Raw genomic sequence first — 23,315 nt, forward strand, 5'->3', positions numbered from 1 at the left:
GTTGCGGGCAAACCGCCGTTATCAGCCACGTCATGACGCAGACCTTCACCATAATCCGCCTGGGGCATCAGGGCGACGGTATCGCCGATGGCCCCGTCTATGCGCCGCGAACCTTACCCGGTGAGGTGGTGAGCGGTACTCTGCACGGTCAGGTTCTGACCGATATCCGGGTGGACAGCCCATCCGATCAGCGCGTGAAGGCCCCATGTCGGCATTACAAGGCCTGCGGTGGGTGCCAATTGCAGCATGCCTCAGACGCGTTCGTGGCCGACTGGAAGGTTGCGGTGGTGCGCAACGCGCTGGCCGCGCAGGGGCTCGATGCCCCGATGCGGCCCATTCACACGTCGCCCGATCGGTCCCGTCGTCGGGCGACGATTGCCGTACGGCGGACGAAAAAGGGCGCGCTGGCCGGATTTCACGGACGGGCGTCGGACACGATCACCGATATCCCGGATTGTCACCTGCTGGACCCCGCATTGATCGCCGCCATTCCGGTGGCCGAGGCTTTGGCCCTGTTGGGTGGCAGCCGCAAGGGTGTGCTGGCTGTGACGCTGACCCTGTCCGAGGGCGGGCTGGATGCGGCGGTCAAAGGCGGTAAACCGCTGGACGGCCCGCTGGAGCTGGCTCTGGCGCAAGAAACCGAGAAACACGGGCTGGCAAGGCTCAGCTGGGATGGCGAGGTGATCGCGATGCGGCAGGCCCCGTCGCAGCGGTTCGGACCGGCCGCAGTCACGCCCCCGCCCGGGGCGTTTTTGCAGGCGACAAAGGACGGAGAACAGGCTCTAACACAGGCTGTTTTGGAGGCAACTCAAGGGGCAAAGCGGGTCGTCGACCTGTTTGCAGGCAGCGGCACATTCTCACTGCCACTGGCGCAGATGGCCGAGGTTCATGCGGTCGAGGGCGAGGCCGAGATGACGCAAGCCTTGGATCAGGGCTGGCGCAGCACGACCGGTCTGAAACGCATCACGGTCGAGGCGCGCGACCTGTTTCGCCGCCCCTTGATGCCGGATGAACTAAAGCCGTTCGACGCCGTTGTTCTTGACCCACCCCGCGCCGGGGCCGAGGCACAGGTGGCAGAACTGGCGCAGGCACGCCCAGCGGTCATTGCCTATGTCTCATGCAATCCGGTCACCTTTGCGCGCGATGCCAAAGCGCTTGTCGATGCGGGCTATACCCTTGAATGGGTGCAGGTCGTTGACCAATTTCGGTGGTCGTCACATACGGAACTGGCCGCGCGGTTCGTGCTGAACCCCGCATCCTAAGGAGACAGGCAAGGCATGGGGTCCAAACAGCGTTTGCTGAACATTATCGAGGCACCGGCTTTTGGTCGGTTCATCACCGGCGTCATCATCTTCAATGCGATTCTGCTGGGGATGGAAACCTCGCCCGTGCTGATGGAAGCTGCAGGCCCGCTGATCGTGACGCTCGATAAGTTGTGCCTAGCGATCTTTGTCGCCGAAATTGCGATGAAACTGATCGCCACCGGGCGTAACTTCTTCAAAAGCGGCTGGAACCTTTTTGATTTTCTGATCGTGGGCGTTGCCCTTGTCCCCAGTGCGGGTGGCCTGTCCGTGTTGCGGGCGCTGCGAATCCTGAGGGTTCTGCGCGTGATCTCGGTTGCGCCGCGCCTGCGCCGGGTGGTCGAAGGGTTCATCTCGGCCCTGCCGGGCATGGCCAGCGTCTTCCTGCTAATGGCGATCCTGTTTTATATCGGTGCGGTGATCTCGACCAAGCTGTTCTCGTATTCCTTCCCGGACTGGTTCGGCGATCTGGGCCTGTCGGCCTATACGCTGTTCCAGATCATGACACTGGAAAGCTGGTCCATGGGCATCGTGCGTCCGGTGATGGAGGTTTATCCCTACGCCTGGCTGTTCTTTGTGCCCTTCATCATGGTCACCACTTTTGCTGTGGTGAACCTGCTGGTCGGTCTGATCGTGAATTCGATGCAGGATGCGCACCATGCCGAGGATGAGGTGAAAACCGATGCCTACCGGGATGAGGTGCTGGAACGGCTGGAAGCCATTGAACAACGGCTTATTCAGCAATCAAACATCAAAAAGTGATTTCAGTTTTTTGATTTTTTGGCATAATACGCAAAAAAAGAGCAGCAGGCAGTGAAACATGGATCGTCGAGCATTTGGATTGGGGGCGATGGCAACGCTGAGCCTTTCGGCTTGTGCCTCAGCCAGCCCCAGATTTCTGACCTATAACGGACCCGAGGTGACGTCTCTTGTGGTGAACAAGGGCGCGCGCAAGCTTTATCTTTTGCATAACGAGCAGGTCTTGCGTGACTATGACGTTGATCTGGGTTTTGCGCCCCGGGGCACCAAGACCAAGCGTGGCGATGGTCGCACGCCCGAAGGCACCTATCTGATCGACCGCCGCAACCCGCGTAGCCGGTATCACCTGTCTTTGGGGATTTCCTATCCCAACTCGGAAGACATCGCGCAGGCCAAGGCCGCAGGTGTCGATCCGGGCGGCGACATTTTCATTCACGGCCAGCCCAACCTGCGGTCAGAACTGCGGCGCGCGAAAAAGACGCCGGATTGGACAGCGGGCTGTATCGCGGTCAAGAATGACGAGATGGAAGAGATCTACGCGATGGTTGGCCGGGGTACGCTGATCACTCTGCGCCCCTGATCGGTCGCCAATCGCCGAATCCGAATTGCACGAAGTCGCGCTGATAGGTTTCTGCTGCCAGCACCTGCATTTTGGCATCGCAGATTTCGTCCAGGCGATAGGGTTCTTCCGGAGTACCATTTTTGGGCATCGGCGGGTTTGCGTGGCCCAATCCGCGCGCCAGATCAGGCAGGGCTGGGTTCAGGTCGTCTTCGCGCAGGATCAGGTCGGGCAGGGCGAATTTCGAAACCCCTGCCAGCGCTTCTGATTGGGTGCACCAAGCTGCATCCACTCGGATCGGCGTCTGCCCGGCAAGGTTATGGCGCAGGAAGGTCAGGAAGGCGGAAAACGCCTCATAATGCTGGTCCATTGAATAGTTGTGCGCGCGGATTTGACCGGGGATTGGCAGTTTGAAGCGGTTGCGCAACTGTTTGCGGATGTCCTCGTAACACTCTGGTCCGGTGTTCAGGATATGTCGACAAAAGGCCGTATGCGCGCGCGCCAGCGGGTGGCGCAGCACGGTGAATTTACGGTGTCCGGGCGTGGCGCGCATCCAGTCTTGCACCTCCTGCCGCGAGGGGCTTGTTATCAGGCCATCTGTGCCAACATTGTCCAGCGTGGCCATCCACTGATGAATGACCGGATCGATTCCGCCGTGCACCGGAATATAAAGCAGCCGAGATTTTGGCGCGATCACATACCCTTCAACCGCCGGTCCGCGTTTTGGTTCGAAATACGGGCTGCGGTGCATGGACAGCAGGTCAAGCCCGGACAGGTCGCTCTGCATCTGGTCCGGATTTGTGACCTTGGACAGCGCCGGGATCGGGTTTTGCGGTTTCAGCAGGTCGTCCAACTGGCTTAGGCGCGCCGGAATGCCCAGCCAGTCGGCCAGCCCGTTCAGAAGGTCCAACCGGGTCAGATCGTCATAATCGATGTAAAATGCGCTTTGGCCGGTGCGTTGCAGGTGGGTGTGGACCTGACGCAGGAAGCCTTGGCACTGATCCAGATAGTCCGAGAACTCTGGCCCATCAAACTCGACCTGTGCCTCAAGCCGCCGTTTGATGTTCTTCAATTGCCATTGCTTGGTTTTGCGCACGATCTTCAGCGACAGGTAACTGTCCAGAGGGTTACGCGTCAGAATGATCTTGGCGCAGCGCGGGTCGTTCAGGACCGGGTCCAGCACCCTTGGGTCGTGTTCCTGAAAATAGCGAAAACCGTTCAGATCGCCTGTATCTGCGCGCATGGCCTCGATAAGCCGCGTCGGATTTTCGTCGCGCTCTTCCAGCGAGATGCCCAGCACGTCCTGCGCTTTGACGCGGCCAATGAAATGGGGATTGAACGCCTCGCCATGGCAGGTGATTCCGTTCAGTGCGTTCAGGTTCGACTCCAGCAGGTTCGAACCGGTTCGCATCGCAGCCAATACGATGAAATAGTCAAACTTACGCGTCATCGGCGATCACTGCACCAGATAGGGTTTGCGATATGGCTTGGTCTGCGTGCCGAAAACGTCGTCGGCAGGGAAATCCCCCATCAATTGCGGGTGCATGCCCTGGTTCTTCAGGTTTTGCAGGAATTGACCAAAGCCGGACAGATCGACCATGGTCGGCGCTTCCGTCAGGTGACTGGCACCTTGGGTGCCGATCTCATCAATGATTGTCTGCAAAGGCTCCATCGGGGCCTCGATGAAATCCGCCAGGGTCCAGCTGCGGACGTTCGCCTTGGTCCAGACCGAGGTCAGAACCTCAAGCTGTTTGCTTTCGATCCGTTGCAGGCGCGCAGCCTCGCATCGGATATCCGCGAAGTTCATGTTCGAGCGGAACAGCGGAATGGCCCATGCCCCGGTAATGACCGAGACCTGGGCGTTCTTGTCGCGGGCCATGAACCAGTTGATGGCCTGCGTGTCATTTGGGCCGAACTGAAAACACTGACGCTCACCCCGCGTGTTCCAGATCAGGTTCGACAGAAAGGCGGTCGGGTTGTAGTCCCGAAGGGTGGCGCAATCGCTCAGCGCGCCGTTGGTGATTGTCTGGCCTTGGGCGAACTCGGCCCGATCGGGTCCGAACAACCGCCCGTGCACCCGTGCCCCGGTGACCGAGGTCAGCCAGGTTTCAAAATCCTCGAACAATTCGCCAAAGCCCTGAAACATGGAATAAGGCGATGAGGTCAGGCCGTTTTCACTGCCATGCCTGGGGAAGCGGCCCTGCATGTAAAGACCGTCGCGGCCATGGGTGCGCCGCTCGACCGCTTTGGAAAACACCCGGTCGATCTTGCCGGGGTTCGGCTCGGCCGGTTTCATCGCGCCGGTCTGATCGGTCAGAAAGGCCTGATACAACCGATCCGCCCGCCACCAGATTTTGCGCGCAACAAAGCAATCCGACCGGCGCAGCAACTGTAGGTGATCGTCGTAGAAGATATGCGGCCGGCCTTGATAGTCGAACTTGGACAAGGTTAGCGAGCGGCTTTCGATATGTGTCGAATACAGCCGCGCCAGCGTCTGGAAATAGCTTTCATCGGGTATCCAGACCTGCCGGAAATAGCGGTCATAGGTCTTGCGTTTCGGGTCCTGCAAGATCGCGGACAGGGTTTGGCGGGTCAGACACCACCATTGGCTGCCCATATGGGGAACCAGTCCCTCGGGGATACTGCGGCGCAGGCCCAAGCGGCGTTGCAGCTTGACATAGGCATCAAACAGTTTGCGCTGCTTACGCCATGAAAACGGAAAGCGCAGCGTGAACCGTTCATGATCCAGCCCGCCAATGGTCCAGCTGACATCGGCGGTGGTTGCGCTTTCGATGAAGTCGACACGGGGCCGGTCGGACAGGTAGTCAACCAGCTCCTGCACCGGGCGCAGCGGCAGGCAGGCCCCCGAGGACAGGAATACGTGCCGCACGTCCGGGAAGCGTTCCAGCATCAGTTCGGATGCGGCCTGCGATCCGGCAACGATGCCCCAACCGCCCCAATCGCATTTGTGACGCTCGGAAAACACGATCAGCGGATCATCCGCGCAAGAGGCGACGAATTTCGAGAACACATCGCCCGGCACCTTACGATCCACATGGATCACCACCGGGCATCCCGCTGCCGTCCAATGCCGGGCGACCTGTTCGGCGCGGTCCAATGCGGTATGCACCAGCATGACGATGCCCAAAGAACTCATGCCCAGTTTCCTTTTGACATGAGGCCCAGAATCTCAAGCTGTCGCCAGTTGATATAGGTTTCGGACCAGTCGCACCAGAAGACGGGCTTTTCGTCCAGACCATCGACATAGGCTTTGTATTCGCCCGACCCGCGATAATGCTGACCGCGCTGCAACTCCTCACGCGCCTTGTCGCCCAGCGTGTCGATCAGTTTGGCATGTAGCAACGCGCCACTGGCTTTTTCACCGCCCCATTCGTCATAGACCTGGTTCAAGCCGCGCGGCAGCAGCGAATGGGTCGAGCTGACATAGACATAGCGCCGGTCCCATTTCACCAGAGGGATCTTGTTCAGCGCAGGCGCCTTTGACGGGTTGTCGCGAAAGAACACGCGCGCGCGGGGGCCGCCTTGAATCCACAGGTTCTTATACTCGGGGTTCTTGGTGATCATGTAATTGCCGGCATCAAACCAGCGCGCGATTTCGAACGGGTCCTGCCCTTCGTGATAAGGCTCTGCGTCCACCGGCCCCTGCGGATACATATCGATCAGCATGGTCCCGAAACTGCGCACCGCGCATCCATCCAGCCAATCGGTCAGCGCCCGGATGGGCCGTGTGTCGCAGAAGGGATAGATGAAGAACTCATCGGGATCGACGGTCAGTACCCAGTGTTTATGGGCGTATTTGCGCAGCAAGTAATTCGACCAGTCCAGCCCGAACCCCGCGCGTTTATAGCTGGTCTTTGTTCGCCAGACCGAGACATCGGGTTGTGATTTCAGGAACTCGCAAGTGCCGTCATCGCTGTCATTGTCCACAAACAAAAAATGGTCGATACCCAGTTTGCGGTAGTAGTCCAGAAAAAAGGGCAGGCGTATCTTTTCGTTGCGCACCACGCTCATCAGCAGAATATCTTCGCGGCGAATGGCGGCGGTGTTGTTGCTGACGGGCCCAAGCTCGCGCCGTCGTCTGACGCCGCGCAGGATACGGCGTTTGCGCCGCAACCTCATCCGATACGAGTCCCACAGGCTCACGTGATTATCCAACCTTTGTTTTGCCGCGAGCGTCCTCCGCCCCCCTCAACGTGCAAAAAGGGTCGGGTTAATGCCGATTTATGCCACCTATGCATCTTGCAGGGCAATGGATTTAGAACCGGTTAGCGGTGAACATGGTTTTTATGCACATGTTTTCACCCATTACGTCCATCCTCCGGCATTCATTAACCCAAGTTGCTGCAATTGTTCCCACCCTGCATAGCGCGTCGATTGAGCGGTCCAAAGGGTCGGGCGATTGATAATCCCATCATAATATGGCCCGAATTGGTCAGGGTCATGAAAATGCTGGCGGCGCTGCTTCTCGATCCGCGACTTCTCGACGATCTCGGGCAGGAATTTTGTGTGGAGCAAGATACCGGAAGGTGCCGAGCCTCCGGGTCCGTCATAGGCTGCGTTCAAGTGCCGGGGCAGGGCCGAGTGGCAGGAATTCACATAGGCGTAGCGGCGGCACCAGCGTATCAGCGGGATCTTGTTCAGGGTCGGAGATCGCTGTCGCGTCGTGGCAAAGAACATGCGTTCACGCGCACCACCCTGAACCCACAGATTGCCCGCCGGGCTTTGACGCTGGGCCCGATATGGCCCGGCATCGAACCAATTCAGTACTGCCGTCGGATCACTTTCGGGGACATAGCTTTGATCCCCCAACGGGCCGTCGGGATACAGGTCCAGCATCAGCGCGCCAAACGCCCCGCGCCCCGTCTGGTCCAGCCATTTTGTCAGATCGTGCAGCGAGCGTGTGTCGTGATGGGCATAGATCAACAACTCATCCGCATCCACCATCAGACACCAATGGCGATGGCCATGGCGCATTTGCAGCAATGTCAGCCAGTCCAACCCATAGCGCGAAGCCCGATAACTTGCATGGGTTTGCCATAGCGAGACATCGGGCTGATCCAGCAGCAATTCAGCCGAGCCATCGTCGCTGCCATTGTCCACGATCAGAAAGTGATCGACCCCGAGGCTGCGATAATGGTGCAGAAACCAGGGCAGGCGCGTGATTTCGTTGCGCAGCGTGGTGAAGGCCAGAATGCTGCCGCGCGTGATCTTGTCGGTCTGATCGTTCACGCTGTTCAGTTGATGTCGGCTGCGCCAAGCACGCATCAGCAGACGGCGGCGTTTCCAGCGCAGACGGTACATCTGGGCCCATCCGATTTGGGGCAGGGTCTGTACCGATGCGCTGGTCAACCGGGCCTCATTGCTCGTAATGGCCGTTCTGATGCCAGCGCCATGCGTCGGCAATCATCGTCTCTAACGTTGATCTTTTGGGCTTCCACCCCAACTCGGCCTCGGCCCTGACAGACCCCGAGACCAGTTTGGTGCAATCGCCTTCGCGGCGCGCCCCGACCGTATAGGGCACCGCGCGGTTGGTGACGGCCTTGGAATGCTCGATCACTTCCAAAACCGAAAAGCCCGAGCCGGTGCCAAGGTTGAAGACCCGGCTGCCTTTGCCCTCTTCCAGCCAGTTCAAACCCAGCACATGCGCGTCAACCAGATCGCAGACATGGACATAGTCGCGGATACAGGTGCCGTCCGGCGTGTCGTAATCGGTACCGAAAACGGTCAGCCCGTCCCGTTTGCCGTCAATTGCGTCCAGCATCAGCGGAACCAGATGGGTTTCAGGGCGGTGAAACTCACCCACTTCGCCATCCGGGTCCGCGCCCGCGACGTTGAAATAGCGGAAGATTACGTGGCGCAGCCCATGCGCGGCCTCGAAATCGTGCAGAATATCCTCGATCGCCCGCTTGGACGCGCCATAAGCGTTCAGCGGGTGCTGCGAGGTTGTCTCGTCCAGAACGACATTGTCATGCTCACCATAGGTGGCACAGGTCGATGAGAACACGAAATCCAGACACCCTGCCGCAACCGCGGCCTCGATCAGCGTCAGGGAACCGGTCACGTTGTTGGACCAGTATTTTCCGGGCTCTTTCATCGCCTCACCCACCTGGCTGAGCGCGGCGAAATGCATCACCGCCACCGGCTGGTGTTTGGCAAACACCTCATCCAGCCGGGCGCGATCCAGAAGGTCGCCCTGTTCGAACGGGCCGAATTTGACCGCATCCTGCCAGCCGGTGATCAGATTGTCATAGGTGACGGGCACATACCCGGCCTGTGACAACGCCTTGCAGGCATGGGATCCGATATAGCCAGCGCCACCGGTTACAAGAACAGTTTTCATATGCGATCCGTAAGGTCAGAGTTGGAGGTTCCTACGCCATGGCAGGTGCAAAGGTCATGGGGAAAAGAGGTCACTCCAGACCCATAGCGGCCATCATCTCTTCGATCTTTGGTACGTCCTGCGGGTTGTTCAGCTCCCAGAACTGGCGGCCTTTGGCTTCGACCTCGACGCACAGAACCTTGCGCCCGTTTTCCATGAAGCGCAGCTGTTCCAGACCTTCAAGTTGTTCCAGCGGTCCGGTCGGCCAGCCGGGATAGGCGGCCAGCGCATCGGGGCGATAGGCATAGACGCCGACGTGATGAAAGACCGGGGTGGATGCGCCGCCTTCGAAGGTTTCGGCTGTGAACGGCACGACCTCTTTCGAGAAATACAGCGCGCTGTTGTCGCGCGCGAAAACGGCTGTAGTGCCGCCGACGCGCCCATGTTTGCGGTCGTTCAGCAAACTGTTCAGCGCATCGCCATCACAGCGCAGAACCGGGGTGGCCACACCCGCATCAGGCGCCGCGCGCAGGCCCGAGATCAGATCCTCGACAAACCAATGCGGCGTCAAAGGTGCATCGCCTTGCAGGTTTACGGCGATCTCATAGCCGCCGCCCAGTGCGGCATGTGCTTCGGCGCAGCGTTCGGTGCCGTTCTGGCATGCCTCGGATGTCATGACGACTTCGGCCCCGAAGGCCTCGGCGGCCTCGCGGATACGGTCGTCATCGGTGGCAACAACCACCTTGTCGACGCCCGAGACGGAACAGGCCGCACGCCAGGACCGTTCGATCAGTGTCATCGCCTTACCGGTCGCACCGGTCAACGGAACCAGAGGCTTGCCGGGATACCGGGTCGAGGCATAGCGGGCGGGAATGGCGATCAGAACAGACATCAGGCTTCCTTCAACTCAACACCCGGAGCGTAGGCGATAAAGAACGGATTTGCATAGCCGTCCTTGCCGTAGGTCAGCGGGGAATGGTCGTCAAAGCGAACCACCTGACCGCCCGCGCCCGCCAGCACCGCGTGACCGGCGGCGGTATCCCACTCCATCGTGCGCCCGACACGGGGGTAAAGGTCCGCCTCACCCGTTGCCACCAGACAGAATTTGAGCGACGAGCCGGCGCTTTTGCTGTCCTGCACCTGATACTTGTTGATGTAATCCTCGGTCGCCTGATCCCGGTGCGACTTGGAGGCGACGATCAAAAGCGCCGAATTGTCCGGTTCAGAGACTGATATGGCCGTCAAAGCGCCGGGCTGATCCTTGTCCAGCGCACCGGTTTCCTCGACCGATTGACCATCGGCCTGCGTGTAGAACATGCGCCCCTTGGCTGGCGCGTAAACAACGCCCCGCGTCGGAACCCCGTTTTCGACCAAAGCAATATTGACCGTGAAATCCCCACGCCGGTTGATGAATTCCTTGGTGCCATCCAGCGGATCGACGATCAGGAAAGTGTCACCTTTCTCGGAATGCGAGGCGGCCTGTTCCTCGGTTACCAGCAGAATATCGGGAAACGCTGCGCGCAGCCCGGCCGAGATCAGGGCATCTGCGGCCTCATCCGCTTCGGTCACGGGGCTGGCGTCAGATTTGACCTTTACGTCGAAATCATCCGAGTTGTAGATCTCCATGATCTTGTCGCCTGCTTCCAGGGCCAGACGTCGGATGACGGGGATAAGCGCGTCGTAGGTCACAAAAAAGCTCCGTTTACGTGGTTTGTTGATCCAAATCTCTGACGGACTTATGATGTGCCGGTTACCGAACGGCAAGGTATTCGTGCCAGATTGACGGCAGCAAAACGGGAAAGACCCTTCGAGTGTTTTATTTCAGTCGTAACCAAACGCTGCTGGGTGGTGCGTTCACCACAGCCGAACTGGTGTTCCACGCCGTGGTACGCAGCGTGCGCGCGCGGCATTCCAACGCGGTTATTGCGATCCTGATCAACATTTTGCAGGTCGTTCTGATGGCTTCGGTGTTTTACCTGATCATGTCCTTCATGGGTACACGCGTCGCCAAAATCCGGGGCGAATTTGTCCTGTATGTTTTGTCAGGTGTTTTCCTGTTCATGACGCATATTCAATCGGTTGGCAGCATTTCGAAACTTGGCGGCAAGAACAGTCCGATGATGCTGCACTCGCCCATGAACCCGATGGTCATGATCCTGGCCGCCGCGTTCGGCACGCTTTACAAGCAATTGATGTCAGTTCTGGTGATCCTGTTCGTCTACAGCCTGGCGGTCGCGCCGCTTGAGGTTCAGGATCCCGGCGGCGCGTTTGGGATGTTCATTCTGTCCTGGTTCACCGGCTGTTCGGTTGGTTTGGTGTTTATGGCCTTAACCCCATGGTTTCCGACGGCCGCCGGGATGCTCAGCAACATTTACCGCCGTCTGAACATGGTGTTTTCCGGTAAGATGTTCATTGCCAACGCATTGGGCGGAAGCGTTCTGTTGATGTTTGCGTGGAACCCTCTGTTTCACCTGATCGATCAGTGTCGGGGCTTCGTGTTTCGCAACTATTTCCCCCGCAACACCAGTTGGGAATACGCGTTGTGGGTTGGAATAGCGCTGCTGATGATCGGTTTGCTGGGCGAGTTTTTTTCCCGCAAGCACATGTCCCAAAGCTGGAACGCCCGCCGTTAGGTTGCCATGCGCATCGTCAGGTTGATCCGTCCGCCTTTGGGCAACAACCGCGATGATCCGGGCCGGATGCGATCAACGCCGTGATAGGTCAGCCGGGCCGGGCCGCCCATGATGACGACGTCGCCCGAACTCAGCCAGATCGATTCCGTCTTGCCGCCGCGTGTCGTATTGCCGATCCGGAACAGCGCGTCGTCGCCCAGTGACACGGACAGAACGGGCCAGGAAAAATCAGCCTCATCTTTGTCCTGATGCAGCCCCATCTTTGCGTCCTCGTCATAGTAATTGATCAGGCAACAATCGGGCGCGCGATCCGGGCTGACCAGATCGCGCCAGATGGTCAGAACCGCCTCGGGTATGGCAGGCCATTTGGCGCCTTTGGGGTGGCGATCCTGATAGCGATAGCCCGATCTGTCGGTGACCCAACCCAGATCCCCGGCCGAGGTCATGCGCACGGACATCTCTTTCCCCGACGGCGTCACGGGCCGGAACAGCGGCGCGGCTTTCAGAATCGGGCGCAGCGCTTCGATCACCCGGGTCTGCGCGGCGCTGTCCAGATACCCTTTCCTGATGTCGAACCCCCGCAAAAGCAGCCGCGCCATCCCAGATTCCCCATTCCTTACTTAATCCTTGCCCAAAAAGGCCGCAGATTCGCGAAAAGCTGCGATTCAGAGTGCTTGCAGGCCTCTGGTCCGGCCCTTATATACGCCGGGACGCGCGTTGGTGTAGTGCTGTCGCGCACATCAGATCGGGGACAGGATGCCATAACGGGTCCGGCCCTCGGGACATCGCCTTGAAGAGAAAGGGATTGCAAAAATGGGAAAAGTCATCGGGATTGACCTCGGTACCACAAACTCGTGCGTGGCCATCATGGACGGCTCGCAGCCGAAGGTCATCGAAAACGCCGAAGGGGCGCGGACCACGCCCTCGATCGTCGCCTTCACCGAAGAAGAGCGTCTGGTCGGTCAGCCTGCGAAACGTCAGGCGGTCACCAACCCCGACAACACGATCTTTGGCGTCAAGCGTCTGATCGGTCGTCGTGTGGATGATGCAGAAGTCGAAAAAGATAAGAAAATGGTGCCTTACGCCATCGTTGATGGCGGCAATGGCGACGCGTGGGTGGAAGCCCGCGGTGAAAAATACTCCCCAAGCCAGATCTCGGCCTTCACTCTGGGCAAGATGAAGGAAACGGCTGAAAGCTATCTGGGTGAGGAAGTCACGCAGGCGGTCATCACCGTTCCGGCCTATTTCAACGACGCCCAGCGTCAGGCCACCAAAGACGCCGGCAAAATCGCCGGTCTGGAAGTGCTGCGGATCATCAACGAACCGACAGCTGCTGCTCTGGCCTATGGTCTGGACAAAGAAGAAACCCAAACCATCGCGGTCTATGACCTTGGTGGTGGTACGTTCGACGTGACCATTCTGGAAATCGACGACGGCCTGTTCGAAGTGAAGTCGACCAATGGTGACACCTTCCTGGGTGGTGAAGACTTTGACATGCGCATCGTCAACTACCTGGCGGATGAGTTCAAAAAGGAACACGGTGTCGATCTGTCTGCCGACAAGATGGCCCTGCAGCGCCTGAAAGAAGCTGCCGAGAAAGCCAAGATCGAACTGTCCTCGACCTCGCAGACCGAAATCAACCAGCCGTTCATCTCGATGGGTTCGAACGGTCAGCCGCTGCACATGGTCATGAAACTGACCCGTGCCAAGCTGGAATCGCTGGTGGGCGATCTGATCAAGAAATCGATGAAGCCCTGCGCCGCCGCGCTGAAAGACGCCGGCTTGTCGGCGGGCGACGTCGATGAGGTTGTTCTGGTCGGTGGTATGACCCGGATGCCGAAAGTGATCGAAGAGGTCACCAAATTCTTCGGCAAAGAGCCGCACAAGGGGGTGAACCCGGACGAAGTGGTCGCCATGGGCGCCGCCATTCAGGCCGGTGTTCTGCAGGGCGACGTCAAGGATGTTGTTCTGCTGGACGTGACCCCGCTGTCGCTGGGGATTGAAACTCTGGGCGGCGTGTTCACCCGTCTGATCGACCGCAACACGACCATCCCGACGAAAAAGTCTCAGGTCTTCTCGACCGCCGAAGACAACCAGAACGCCGTGACCATCCGCGTGTTCCAGGGTGAGCGTGAAATGGCCTCGGACAACAAGATCCTGGGTCAGTTCAACCTTGAAGACATCCCGCCCGCACCGCGCGGTATGCCGCAGATCGAGGTGACGTTTGACATCGACGCCAACGGCATTGTCTCGGTTTCGGCCAAGGACAAAGGCACCGGCAAAGAGCAGAAGATCACCATCCAGGCATCTGGCGGCCTGTCCGACGAGGACATCGAAAAGATGGTCAAGGACGCCGAAGAGAACGCGGAAGCCGACAAGGAACGCCGCGAGCTGGTCGATGCCAAGAACCAGGCGGAAAGCCTCATCCACTCGACCGAAAAGTCGATGGAAGAGCATGCCGACAAGGTTGACCCGACCACCATCGAAGCCATCGAGTTGGCAATTGCCGCGCTGAAGGACGAGCTGGAGACCGAAAATGCCGACAAGATCAAGTCGGGCATTCAGAACGTGACCGAAGCCGCCATGAAGCTGGGCGAAGCCATCTACAAGGCGCAAGCCGAAGAGGGCGAAGAAGAACCGGCAGCAGCAGATGCCGCGCCGGGCGATGATGACATTGTCGACGCCGAGTTCGAAGATCTGGACGACGACAAGCGTAACTAACGAGCAACCGGGCCAATGCGGGCCGGTCCGGTTGCCGGGCCGGCCCGATTACGTTGAGGCAGAAGGAAACACTGATGTCAAAACGCGACTACTACGATGTGCTCGGCGTGACCAAGGGCGCATCGGCGGACGAGATCAAAAAGGGTTTTCGCAAGAAAGCCAAAGAGTTGCATCCCGACCGCAACAAGGACAACCCGGATGCCGAGGCGCAGTTCAAGGAAGCCAACGAGGCTTATGACGTGCTGCGCGACGCCGACAAGAAAGCGGCCTATGACCGGTTTGGTCATGCCGCATTCGAAAACGGTATGGGCGGCGGTGGCCGTCCCGGCGGCGGCTTTGGTCAGGGCGATTTTTCCAGCGCGTTCTCGGACGTTTTCGACGATCTGTTCGGCGATTTCATGGGTGGGCAGCGCGGCGGTGGCGGACGTCGCGCGGCGCGTGGTTCGGACCTGCGCTATAATCTGCGCGTATCGTTGGAAGAGGCTTACGCGGGGCTGCAGAAAACCATCAACGTGCCCGCCGCAGTGGCGTGTTCGTCCTGTGAAGGCACGGGTGCCGAAGGCGGCGCAGAGCCCACCACCTGTCCGACCTGTTCCGGCATGGGCAAGGTTCGCGCGCAGCAGGGGTTCTTTACCGTTGAACGCACCTGCCCGACCTGTTCGGGATTGGGCCAGATCATCAAGAACCCATGCAAATCCTGCAATGGCGCGGGCCGTGTCGAAAAAGAACGCGCCCTGTCGGTGAACATCCCTGCCGGTGTTGAAACCGGTACCCGTATCCGCTTGGCCGGTGAAGGCGAAGCCGGAATGCGCGGTGGCCCTCCGGGTGATCTCTATATTTTTGTAGAGGTTTCGGATCACAAGCTGTTCGAACGCGACAGCGTGAACCTTTACTGCCGCGTGCCGGTCAGCATGGCCAAGGCCGCGCTGGGTGGATCGATCGAAGTTCCAACCATCGACGGTGGCCGCGGTCGGGTGCAAATCCCGGCAGGCAGCCAGTCGGGTCGTCAGATGCGTCTGCGCGGCAAGGGCATGCCCGCCCTTCGCGGTGGCGGTGTTGGCGACATGTTCATCGAACTGGCCGTGGAAACTCCAGTCAACCTGACCACCCGTCAGAAAGAGCTCTTGCGTGAGTTTGATGATCTGGGGGAAGATAACCACCCGGAATCCAAAAGCTTTTTCTCGTCCGTCAAGTCTTTTTGGGACGGGATGAAGGGTTAAGGCGGACTGCCTCTATTGGGGCGGTCGTCCGCTATTGGGGGCTCTGCCCCCGCCGCCCGTACCGGGCGTCTCCCCCGAGATATTTGTGGCCAGATGAAGCAAGGGATCCTTTATTCATCTGGCCCAAAATACCTCGGAGCGCGAGGCAGAGCCTCGCATTTTCCCCCGCAATTCAAACGCCGCTTTGGTCTTAACCTCTTGCCCAAAGTGGCCTTATGACCTGTGGATTGGCGCTTGATTTCCAGCGCCTGCCCTGAGATTGTCCGCATCAACCGTTGGGGTGCCCTGATCAAAGGGCTGAGAGGCGTGAATGCGCTAACCCATCGAACCTGATCCGGGCAATACCGGCGTAGGGAACGGTCTAACGCATACAGACGTTTTCCATGCCCGCGTTGCCCCCAAAATGATGGAGCGACGAAGTGGCAGCAATTGCCCTGACCATAGCAGGATCCGACAGCGGCGGCGGCGCGGGGATTCAGGCCGATCTGAAGGCGATGTCGGCTTTGGGAGTTTACGGCTCCAGCGTCATCACTGCCGTTACGGCGCAGAACACGCAGGCGGTTACGGCTGTGCACGGTATCCCGCCGGACGTGATCGCCGCGCAGGTCGAGGCGGTGCTGACCGATCTGAACGTTGACGCGATCAAGATCGGCATGCTGGCAACGCCTGAAATCATCCAAACCGTAGCGCGGGCATTATCGGGGTTTGACGGCCCCGTTGTTCTAGACCCGGTGATGATTGCGAAATCCGGCGACGCCTTGCTGGCGGACGCGGCTGTGCAGACCCTCCGTGACGTCCTGTTGCCCCGCGCGAGTGTTTTGACACCGAACCTGCCCGAGGCGGCTTGCCTGCTGGATCAGAAAGCTGCGGTGTCGCGAAGCGAGATGATCGAACAGGGCAAGGCGCTGTGCGCAATGGGAGCGCGCACGGTTCTGATGAAGGGTGGCCATGGCACAGGTGACATCTGCCACGATGTGCTGATCGGTGAAACAGGTGTTGTGGCCGAGTTTCAGGCACCAAGGCAAAACACCAGAAACACGCATGGAACGGGTTGCACCCTGTCCTCGGCGATTGCGGCCGGTTTGGCAAAGGGTTTGGCGCTGCCCGAGGCGGTGGCCGAAGCGCATGACTATCTGCAAGGCGCGATTGCGCGGGCGGATGAGTTGAATGTCGGATCGGGGCACGGGCCGGTGCATCACTTTCACCGGGTTTGGCCCGCGTGACGCACTGGTCTGTCATAGGGGCCGGGGTTGCCGGATTGGCCGTTGCCAGCGAGCTGGTCTCGCGCGGCGAACGGGTGCAGGTCTTTGACCCCGCTGGCCCGCCCGGTCCGCATGGGTGTTCGTGGTGGGCGGGCGGCATGCTGGCCCCGTGGTGCGAATACGAAAACGCCGAGGAACCCGTTTTGCGGTTGGGTCAGATGGCCATTGCCTGGTGGGCGGAGCGAACGCAGGTGCATCGCAATGGCACTCTGGTCGTGGCGAATGCCAGGGATGTGCCGGACTTGCGCCGCTTCGCGCGTCGGACCGAAGCGTTTACCGAAGTAGATCGTGCGAAATTGTCTGAATTAGAGCCTGATTTGTATGGATTCGGACAGGGCTTGTTTTTTGAAGGGGAGGCTCACCTTGATCCACGACAGGCGCTGCATGACCTGTACCGCAATCTCAAGGAACAGGGTGTCGAATTCCGCAACGATCACGCGCCTGCGCAGTTGGATAACCTCATCGACTGCCGCGGGCTGACGGCGCGGGATGTGTTGCAGGACCTGCGCGGCGTGAAGGGCGAGATGCTGGTCGTGCGCTGCCCTGACGTGACCCTGACGCGTCCGGTTCGTCTGCTGCATCCGCGTATCCCGCTTTATATCGTGCCGCGTGGCGATGGCATCTACATGCTGGGTGCCACGATGATCGAAAGCGAAGACAGCAGCCGTATCACGGCCCGGTCGATGCTGGAGCTGCTCAGCGCCGCCTATGCGCTGAACCCTGCATTTGGCGAGGCCGAGGTGCTGGAAATTGGCGTCGATCTGCGCCCCGCCTTCCCGGACAACCTGCCGCGCATTCGGCGTCTGGGCGGGACGATCTATGCCAACGGGCTCTACCGTCACGGCTATTTGCTGGCCCCGGCGCTGGCGCAGGGCGTGGCCGATCTGGCGTTGGACAACAAACAGTCGGAGATGGTCGATGAAGATTGTGCTTAACGGTGAACCCAAGAACGTGACGGCCGTCACTTTGGCCGAGTTGTTGGAGGAGTGCGGTTTCTCGGGCCGCGTTGCGACGGCGGTGAATGAAGAATTTGTGCCCTCGGGCTTGCGCTTCGCCCATGCTTTGAACGAAGGCGACCGGGTCGAAATCCTGTCGCCGATGCAGGGGGGCTGAGGATGCGCAGTTTCTATGGCGTCGACCTGCCCAACCGGCTGATGCTGGGCACCGCGCAATATCCCAGCCCTGCGATTCTGGAACAGGCCTTCCGCGCAAGTGGCGCTGGCGTGGCCACGGTGTCTCTGCGGCGCGAATCCGGGGCGGGGCAGACATTCTGGCAGATGATCCGCGATCTGGGGGTGCGGGTGCTGCCCAACACCGCCGGGTGCCACACGGTGAAAGAGGCGGTGACAACCGCGCATATGGCGCGCGAGGTGTTCGAGACCCCTTGGATCAAGCTGGAACTGATCGGCCACACCGACAGCCTGCAACCGGACGTGTTCCAACTGGTCGAGGCCGCGCGAATTCTGACCGAGGACGGGTTCCAGGTTTTTCCCTATACCACCGATGATCTGATCGTGGGCGAACGGTTGTTAGGGGCCGGGTGCGAGGTTCTGATGCCCTGGGGTGCTCCTATCGGTTCGGGGCGCGGTTTGAACAACGAATACGCATTGCGTGCGATGCGGGCGGAATTTCCCGAAATTCCACTGGTAATCGATGCCGGGATTGGTCTGCCTAGCCATGCGGCCCATGCGATGGAACTGGGTTATAACGCCGTTCTTCTGAACACCGCTGTCGCGCGGGCCGGTGATCCGGTGCGCATGGCGCAGGCAATGGCGCACGCGGTTGAGGCCGGGCAACTGGCGCATCAGGCCGACCCGATCGAGGCGCGGGATATGGCCGAAGCCTCAACCCCTGTCATTGGAAAGGCGTTCCTGTCATGACGCTGGACCGTTTCTATCCGATCTTCGATCACTCGGACTGGTTGCGGCGGATGCTGCCTTTGGGTGTGAAGCTGGTGCAATTTCGTATCAAGGATCAATCGGACGCGGTTGTTCGGGCGCAGATCGTGACCTCTCGCGATCTCTGCCGCGAGTATGGCGCGGTGCTGGTTGTCAATGACTATTGGCAGGCCGCCATCGATGCAGGCTGTGACTGGATCCATCTGGGGCAAGAGGATCTGGACGACGCCGATCTGAAAGCGATCCGCAAGGCTGGGCTGAAGCTGGGCGTCTCGACCCATGATGATGATGAGCTTGAGCGTGTGCTGACAATGGACCCCGACTATGTGGCGCTGGGCCCGGTTTATCCGACGATTCTGAAAAAGATGAAATGGGAACAGCAGGGCCTGCCCAAAGTCACCGAGTGGAAGGCCCGCGTGGGCGACATCCCTCTGGTCGGGATCGGCGGCATGAGCGTTGAACGCGCGGAAGGGGTGCTTGAGGCTGGGGCGGACATCGTTTCGGTCGTGACAGACATCACCCTGAACCCCGACCCCGAGGCGCGCGTGCGCCAATGGATCGAGGTCACCAGATGAGCCGCTATGCCCGCCAGATGATCCTGCCCGAGGTCGGCGCCGAAGGGCAGGCCCGCCTGTCGCGCGCGCGGGTTCTGGTTGTGGGCGCGGGCGGGCTGGCGGCGCCGGTCCTGCCGTTGCTGGCTGGGGCGGGTGTCGGACATCTGACGATCATGGATGCGGATCATGTCGCCCTGTCGAACCTGCATCGACAGACGTTGTTTGCCGAGGCGGAATGCGGTCGGTCCAAAGCCGAAGCTGCGGCAGAGCGCTGTCGTGCGCTGAATTCCGGGATTGTGGTTGTTGCAGCAAAACAGGCTCTAACAAACGTCAATGCGATGGATTTCACCGGGCAGGCTGACGTGATCCTTGATTGTGCGGACAGCTATGCCGCCAGCTATACCTTGTCGGATGCCTGTCTGATCGCGAGCAAGCCGCTGATCAGCGGCTCGGTTCTGGGCCTGTCTGGCTATGTCGGCGGGTTTTGCGGCGGTGCGCCCTCACTGCGCGCGGTGTTTCCGGATGCGCCGGACAGCGGGGCAAGCTGCGCCACGGCGGGTGTTCTGGGGCCCGTCGTGGGAATGATCGGCGCGATGCAGGCGCAGATGGCGCTGGCGTTGATTTTGGGGATCGACCCCTCGCCGTTGGGTCAGATGGTGCAACTCGATGCCCGCACCCTGCGCAGCACCAGCTTCCGTTTTGATGCAGCGCCCGAGCCTCAGCTGGCCTTTCCCTTTCTGGCCGCCTCGCAACTGGACGCCGATGACATGATCGTCGAATTGCGGGACACGGGCGAAGCCCCGGACCCGATCCACCCGTTGGCGCAACGCCTGAGTGTCGAAGACCTGAAAACAGAGCCTAACAAAGAAAAAAGACTGGCTTTGTGCTGCGCCACCGGCCTGCGGGCCTGGCGCGCTGCAGAACAGATTGAACCGGATTGGCCGGGCGAGATTGTCCTCGTCGCGGCCTCAACCTCGTGAGTGAAAAGGAAACGCGAGACATGAAAAAGCTGATGACAGCCATCGCCCTTCTGGCCGCTGCGCCGGCCTGGGCCGAAGACAAGATGACCGTGCTGCTGGACTGGTTCATCAACCCCGACCATGGCCCGATCATCGTGGCTCAGGAAAACGGATATTTCGCCGACGAAGGATTGCAGGTCGAGATCATTCCGCCCGCCGACCCCTCGGCCCCGCCGCGTCTGGTGGCCGCCGGTCAGGCGGAACTTGCCGTGTCTTATCAGCCGCAACTGCATCTTCAGATCCACGAGGGTCTGCCGCTGAAACGTGTTGGGACGCTGGTTGCGACCCCGTTGAGTTGCCTTCTGGTGCTGAAAGACGGTCCGATCAAATCGCCTGCGGACCTGAAGGGCAAGAAAATCGGGTACTCGGTTGCGGGCGTGGAAGAGGCTGTTCTGGGCACCGTGCTGGGCAAATACGACGTCACGCTGGACGACGTTGAACTGATCAACGTCAACTTCTCGCTCTCGCCCTCGCTGATGTCCGGGCAGGTGGATGCCGTCATCGGCGCCTATCGCAATTTCGAACTGAACCAGATGGATATCGAAGACCGTCCGGGCACCTGTTTCTATATCGAGGAAGAGGGTGTGCCGTCCTATGACGAGCTGATCTATGTCGCAAACCCCGAAACGATGGACAAAGACATGATCGCCCGGTTCCTGGCAGCCACCGAAAAGGCGACGCAGTTCATCGTCAACAACCCGGAACAAAGCTGGGAGATCTTTGCCTCTACCTCGCCCGAGTTGCAGGATGAGCTGAACGCCCGTGCCTGGATCGACACGCTGCCGCGTTTTGCGCTGCGTCCTGCGGGCTTTGACGCCGGTCGTTATGCAAGGTTTGAGGCGTTTTTGAACGAAAGCGGCATGGTCGACAGCCTTACACCGGTCAGCGACATCACCATCGACGTGACCGCGCAATGAGGGGGTACGGCAACGCCTTCGCGCTGATGCGCGATGCGGCGCAGGGGCCGTGGCGGGACTATACCCGCCACGCCTTTGTCGAAGGGATGAAGGACGGGACGCTGCCGCGCGACGCGTTCCTGCATTACCTGCGTCAGGATTATGTGTTCCTGATCCATTTTAGTCGCGCCTGGGCGCTGGCGGTGGTCAAGTCGGAAACGCATGCGGAAATGCTGGCGGCAGCGGAAACCGTGAATGCTCTGGTCGGGGAAGAGATGCAGTTGCATATCGCGATATGTCAGGCGGCCGGGATTACTCAGAAGGCGTTGTTCGCGACGCCCGAACGGACCGAGAACCTTGCCTATACCCGCTTTGTGCTTGAGGCGGGGTATAGCGGGGATCTGCTGGATCTGCTTGCCGCTTTGGCGCCCTGCGTTATGGGATATGGCGAGATCGGCACCCGGTTGGCGTCCGAGGCCACATCCGAGACATATCGCGATTGGATCAACACCTATGCCAGCGACGAGTACCAAGCCGGGTGCAAGGCGATTGGTGAGTTGATGGATTCGGCTCTGACACGGCGGATTGGACCGGATTTCAGGGCCTCACCTCGTTGGGATCGCCTGTGCAAGACCTTCCGAACGGCCACCGAGCTGGAGGTCAATTTCTGGCAAATGGGTCTGACCCCGTGACCCCCGCACCCGATCTGACCGTCAATGGGCGGGCGAATATTGGCGACGCGCCTTTGTTCGCGCCGCTGACCCTGACCCTTGCGGCGGGGCAGTGGACCTGCCTGCTGGGCGGATCGGGCGTTGGTAAAACCACGGTCCTGCGCCTGATTGCCGGTTTGGAAACCGGAGCGGCGTTCACCGGCGAGATCACCGCAAGCGACGCGCAACCAGTCCCGGACCGCGTGGCCTATATGGCGCAGGACGATTTGCTGCTGCCTTGGGCCACAGTGGCGCAGAATGTCTCGTTGGGTGCACGGCTGCGGGGTGAGAAGCCCGACCTGGGGCGGCGCGACCGCCTTATCCAGCGAATGCGCCTGCAGGACCACATGGCCAAGAAACCTTGTGAATTGTCCGGCGGCCAGCGACAGCGCGTGGCTTTGGCCCGAACGTTGATGGAGGATCGGCCGATTGTGCTGCTGGATGAGCCGTTCTCGGCCCTCGATGCCCGCACGCGCGCGGATATGCAGGATCTGGCGGCAGAGGCGTTGCAGGGCCGGACCGTGCTGTTGGTCACCCATGATCCGGCCGAGGCCGCGCGGCTGGGTCAGTCCATCGTAGTGATGACGCAGCAGGGGCTGACTGCGTGTGAACCTCCGCGCGCGCGCGCACCGCGCCATGTGGACGATCTTGAGACATTGGAAACCCAAGGGGCCCTGTTGCGCCTGATGCGGGAGGCGGCATGAGATACCTTTCGGCCCTAGCGGCGGCTGTGTTCTCGGTGGCGGTTTGGCAGGGGATCGTCTGGATCACCGGCCTGCCGAAATTCATCCTGCCTAGCCCGGCGCTTGTGGCCGAGACATGGTGGCAGAATCGCTGGCTGATCGCCGAGCACACATGGATCACTGCGGTCGAAGTGGTGATCGGTCTGGGTGTTGGTACGGTGCTGGGCGTCGTCACGGCGCTGCAATTGGCCAATTCGCGGGCGGCGCGGGTGCTGGTGCAGCCGATGCTGGTCTTTACGCAAGCGCTGCCGGTCTTTGCGCTGGCCCCGCTGCTGACCCTGTGGCTGGGCTATGGGCTTTGGTCCAAGGTGGCGATGGCGGTGCTGATCATCTATTTCCCGATCACCTCGTCTTTCTTTGACGGTCTGATGCGGACGCCGCCCGGTTATCTGGACCTTGCGCGGACCATGCAGGCCAGCAAGCGGGCGGTGCTGTGGTATATCCGTATTCCGGCGGCGCTGCCGTCCTTGGCCTCGGGGATGCGTCTGGCGGCGGTCTATGCGCCCATCGGGGCGGTGATCGGTGAATGGGTGGGGTCGTCGCAAGGGTTGGGCTATCTGATGCTGCTGGCCAATGGCCGCGCGAAGACGGACCTGATGTTTGCGGCGATGCTGACTTTGGGGGTCTTTTCCATCCTGCTGCACATGGGGGTTCGCCGGGCCACGACGCGGCTGGCGGGTGAGGTGCGTTAACCAATCAG

At 60.1% G+C, this 23,315-nt stretch carries 24 protein-coding genes and 1 riboswitch; of the genes, 16 read left to right on the forward strand and 8 right to left on the reverse strand.

Annotation, left to right across the window (positions count from 1 at the left end):
• Positions 1-32: 32 nt before the first annotated feature.
• From ACR0MO_RS10005 to ACR0MO_RS10015, 3 genes are read left to right on the forward strand one after another with little or no spacing between them, the layout of a single operon-like run.
• The gene (locus ACR0MO_RS10005) at positions 33-1,262 is read left to right on the forward strand and encodes a class I SAM-dependent RNA methyltransferase (protein ID WP_170453386.1); all 1,230 of its coding nucleotides are present in this window, start codon (positions 33-35) and stop codon (positions 1,260-1,262) included.
• A gap of 15 nt (positions 1,263-1,277) precedes the next feature.
• Positions 1,278-2,063 carry an ion transporter gene (locus ACR0MO_RS10010; protein ID WP_170453387.1) on the forward strand — a complete coding sequence of 262 codons (786 nt, stop codon included), beginning with the start codon at positions 1,278-1,280 and terminating at the stop codon, positions 2,061-2,063.
• A 58-nt stretch (positions 2,064-2,121) separates the two neighbouring features.
• Positions 2,122-2,640, forward strand: a complete 519-nt coding sequence (locus tag ACR0MO_RS10015; RefSeq protein WP_170453388.1) for a L,D-transpeptidase family protein — start codon at positions 2,122-2,124, stop codon at positions 2,638-2,640.
• On the opposite strand, the gene ACR0MO_RS10020 is transcribed toward ACR0MO_RS10015, so the two are convergent.
• The 7 genes from ACR0MO_RS10020 to cysQ all read right to left on the reverse strand — a co-directional run bounded on the left by ACR0MO_RS10020 (position 2,624) and on the right by cysQ (position 10,648).
• Positions 2,624-4,069: a nodulation protein NodH gene (locus tag ACR0MO_RS10020; protein ID WP_480891024.1), complete on the reverse strand. Its 1,446-nt coding sequence runs from the start codon at positions 4,067-4,069 to the stop codon at positions 2,624-2,626. The two genes, ACR0MO_RS10015 and ACR0MO_RS10020, sit on opposite strands and share 17 nt — an antisense overlap.
• A gap of 6 nt (positions 4,070-4,075) precedes the next feature.
• Entirely contained in the window at positions 4,076-5,776 is a 1,701-nt protein-coding gene (locus ACR0MO_RS10025; RefSeq protein ID WP_170453390.1) for a DUF5927 domain-containing protein, read from the reverse strand.
• On the reverse strand, positions 5,773-6,759 hold the full coding sequence (locus ACR0MO_RS10030) for a glycosyltransferase family 2 protein (RefSeq protein ID WP_170453690.1): 987 nt from the start codon (positions 6,757-6,759) through the stop codon (positions 5,773-5,775). The genes ACR0MO_RS10025 and ACR0MO_RS10030 overlap by 4 nt, the downstream gene beginning before the upstream one ends.
• A 186-nt stretch (positions 6,760-6,945) precedes the next feature.
• Positions 6,946-7,989 carry a glycosyltransferase family 2 protein gene (locus ACR0MO_RS10035; RefSeq protein ID WP_480891027.1) on the reverse strand — a complete coding sequence of 348 codons (1,044 nt, stop codon included), beginning with the start codon at positions 7,987-7,989 and terminating at the stop codon, positions 6,946-6,948.
• Between the two features lie 7 nt (positions 7,990-7,996).
• Entirely contained in the window at positions 7,997-8,980 is a 984-nt protein-coding gene (gene galE, locus ACR0MO_RS10040) for a UDP-glucose 4-epimerase GalE (RefSeq protein ID WP_170453391.1), read from the reverse strand.
• Positions 8,981-9,050: 70 nt separating this feature from the next.
• Entirely contained in the window at positions 9,051-9,851 is an 801-nt protein-coding gene (locus tag ACR0MO_RS10045) for a 3-deoxy-manno-octulosonate cytidylyltransferase (RefSeq protein ID WP_480891029.1), read from the reverse strand.
• Positions 9,851-10,648: a 3'(2'),5'-bisphosphate nucleotidase CysQ gene (gene cysQ / locus ACR0MO_RS10050; protein ID WP_480891031.1), complete on the reverse strand. Its 798-nt coding sequence runs from the start codon at positions 10,646-10,648 to the stop codon at positions 9,851-9,853. The genes ACR0MO_RS10045 and cysQ overlap by 1 nt, the downstream gene beginning before the upstream one ends.
• 122 nt (positions 10,649-10,770) lie before the next feature.
• Between cysQ and ACR0MO_RS10055 the strand changes: the two genes are divergently transcribed.
• Positions 10,771-11,592, forward strand: coding sequence for an ABC transporter permease (locus tag ACR0MO_RS10055; RefSeq protein WP_480891033.1), 822 nt, complete (start codon positions 10,771-10,773; stop codon positions 11,590-11,592).
• Here the strand turns inward: ACR0MO_RS10055 and ACR0MO_RS10060 are convergent.
• Complete coding sequence (locus ACR0MO_RS10060; RefSeq protein ID WP_170453395.1) at positions 11,589-12,191, reverse strand: alpha-ketoglutarate-dependent dioxygenase AlkB; 603 nt, start codon at positions 12,189-12,191, stop codon at positions 11,589-11,591. The two genes, ACR0MO_RS10055 and ACR0MO_RS10060, sit on opposite strands and share 4 nt — an antisense overlap.
• A gap of 214 nt (positions 12,192-12,405) precedes the next feature.
• On the opposite strand from ACR0MO_RS10060, the gene dnaK reads away from it, so the two are divergent.
• The 12 genes from dnaK to ACR0MO_RS10120 all read left to right on the forward strand — a co-directional run bounded on the left by dnaK (position 12,406) and on the right by ACR0MO_RS10120 (position 23,307).
• Entirely contained in the window at positions 12,406-14,313 is a 1,908-nt protein-coding gene (gene dnaK, locus ACR0MO_RS10065) for a molecular chaperone DnaK (RefSeq protein ID WP_480891036.1), read from the forward strand.
• A gap of 74 nt (positions 14,314-14,387) precedes the next feature.
• A complete protein-coding gene (gene dnaJ, locus ACR0MO_RS10070) occupies positions 14,388-15,533 on the forward strand; it encodes a molecular chaperone DnaJ (RefSeq protein WP_170623469.1) in 1,146 nt (381 codons plus the stop codon).
• 266 nt (positions 15,534-15,799) lie between these two features.
• Positions 15,800-15,906: riboswitch (TPP riboswitch) on the forward strand.
• 46 nt (positions 15,907-15,952) lie between these two features.
• Positions 15,953-16,756: a bifunctional hydroxymethylpyrimidine kinase/phosphomethylpyrimidine kinase gene (thiD, locus tag ACR0MO_RS10075; RefSeq protein ID WP_170453398.1), complete on the forward strand. Its 804-nt coding sequence runs from the start codon at positions 15,953-15,955 to the stop codon at positions 16,754-16,756.
• On the forward strand, positions 16,753-17,730 hold the full coding sequence (locus tag ACR0MO_RS10080; protein ID WP_170453399.1) for an FAD-dependent oxidoreductase: 978 nt from the start codon (positions 16,753-16,755) through the stop codon (positions 17,728-17,730). Before thiD ends, ACR0MO_RS10080 begins: the two co-directional genes overlap by 4 nt.
• Positions 17,714-17,908 (forward strand): sulfur carrier protein ThiS, encoded by a 195-nt coding sequence (gene thiS / locus ACR0MO_RS10085; RefSeq protein ID WP_480891040.1) that lies wholly within the window; start codon positions 17,714-17,716, stop codon positions 17,906-17,908. The genes ACR0MO_RS10080 and thiS overlap by 17 nt, the downstream gene beginning before the upstream one ends.
• 2 nt (positions 17,909-17,910) lie before the next feature.
• Positions 17,911-18,675, forward strand: a complete 765-nt coding sequence (locus tag ACR0MO_RS10090) for a thiazole synthase (protein WP_170453401.1) — start codon at positions 17,911-17,913, stop codon at positions 18,673-18,675.
• A complete protein-coding gene (locus tag ACR0MO_RS10095) occupies positions 18,672-19,268 on the forward strand; it encodes a thiamine phosphate synthase (protein WP_170453402.1) in 597 nt (198 codons plus the stop codon). The genes ACR0MO_RS10090 and ACR0MO_RS10095 overlap by 4 nt, the downstream gene beginning before the upstream one ends.
• Positions 19,265-20,227 (forward strand): HesA/MoeB/ThiF family protein, encoded by a 963-nt coding sequence (locus ACR0MO_RS10100; RefSeq protein WP_480891043.1) that lies wholly within the window; start codon positions 19,265-19,267, stop codon positions 20,225-20,227. Before ACR0MO_RS10095 ends, ACR0MO_RS10100 begins: the two co-directional genes overlap by 4 nt.
• A gap of 20 nt (positions 20,228-20,247) precedes the next feature.
• Positions 20,248-21,183: an ABC transporter substrate-binding protein gene (locus ACR0MO_RS10105; protein ID WP_480891046.1), complete on the forward strand. Its 936-nt coding sequence runs from the start codon at positions 20,248-20,250 to the stop codon at positions 21,181-21,183.
• The gene (tenA, locus tag ACR0MO_RS10110) at positions 21,180-21,854 is read left to right on the forward strand and encodes a thiaminase II (protein WP_480626495.1); all 675 of its coding nucleotides are present in this window, start codon (positions 21,180-21,182) and stop codon (positions 21,852-21,854) included. Before ACR0MO_RS10105 ends, tenA begins: the two co-directional genes overlap by 4 nt.
• On the forward strand, positions 21,851-22,576 hold the full coding sequence (locus ACR0MO_RS10115; protein WP_480626496.1) for an ABC transporter ATP-binding protein: 726 nt from the start codon (positions 21,851-21,853) through the stop codon (positions 22,574-22,576). Before tenA ends, ACR0MO_RS10115 begins: the two co-directional genes overlap by 4 nt.
• On the forward strand, positions 22,573-23,307 hold the full coding sequence (locus ACR0MO_RS10120; RefSeq protein WP_170453407.1) for an ABC transporter permease: 735 nt from the start codon (positions 22,573-22,575) through the stop codon (positions 23,305-23,307). The genes ACR0MO_RS10115 and ACR0MO_RS10120 overlap by 4 nt, the downstream gene beginning before the upstream one ends.
• Positions 23,308-23,315 lie beyond the last annotated feature (8 nt).

It is taken from the genome of Ruegeria sp. K5 (genome assembly GCF_056531805.1).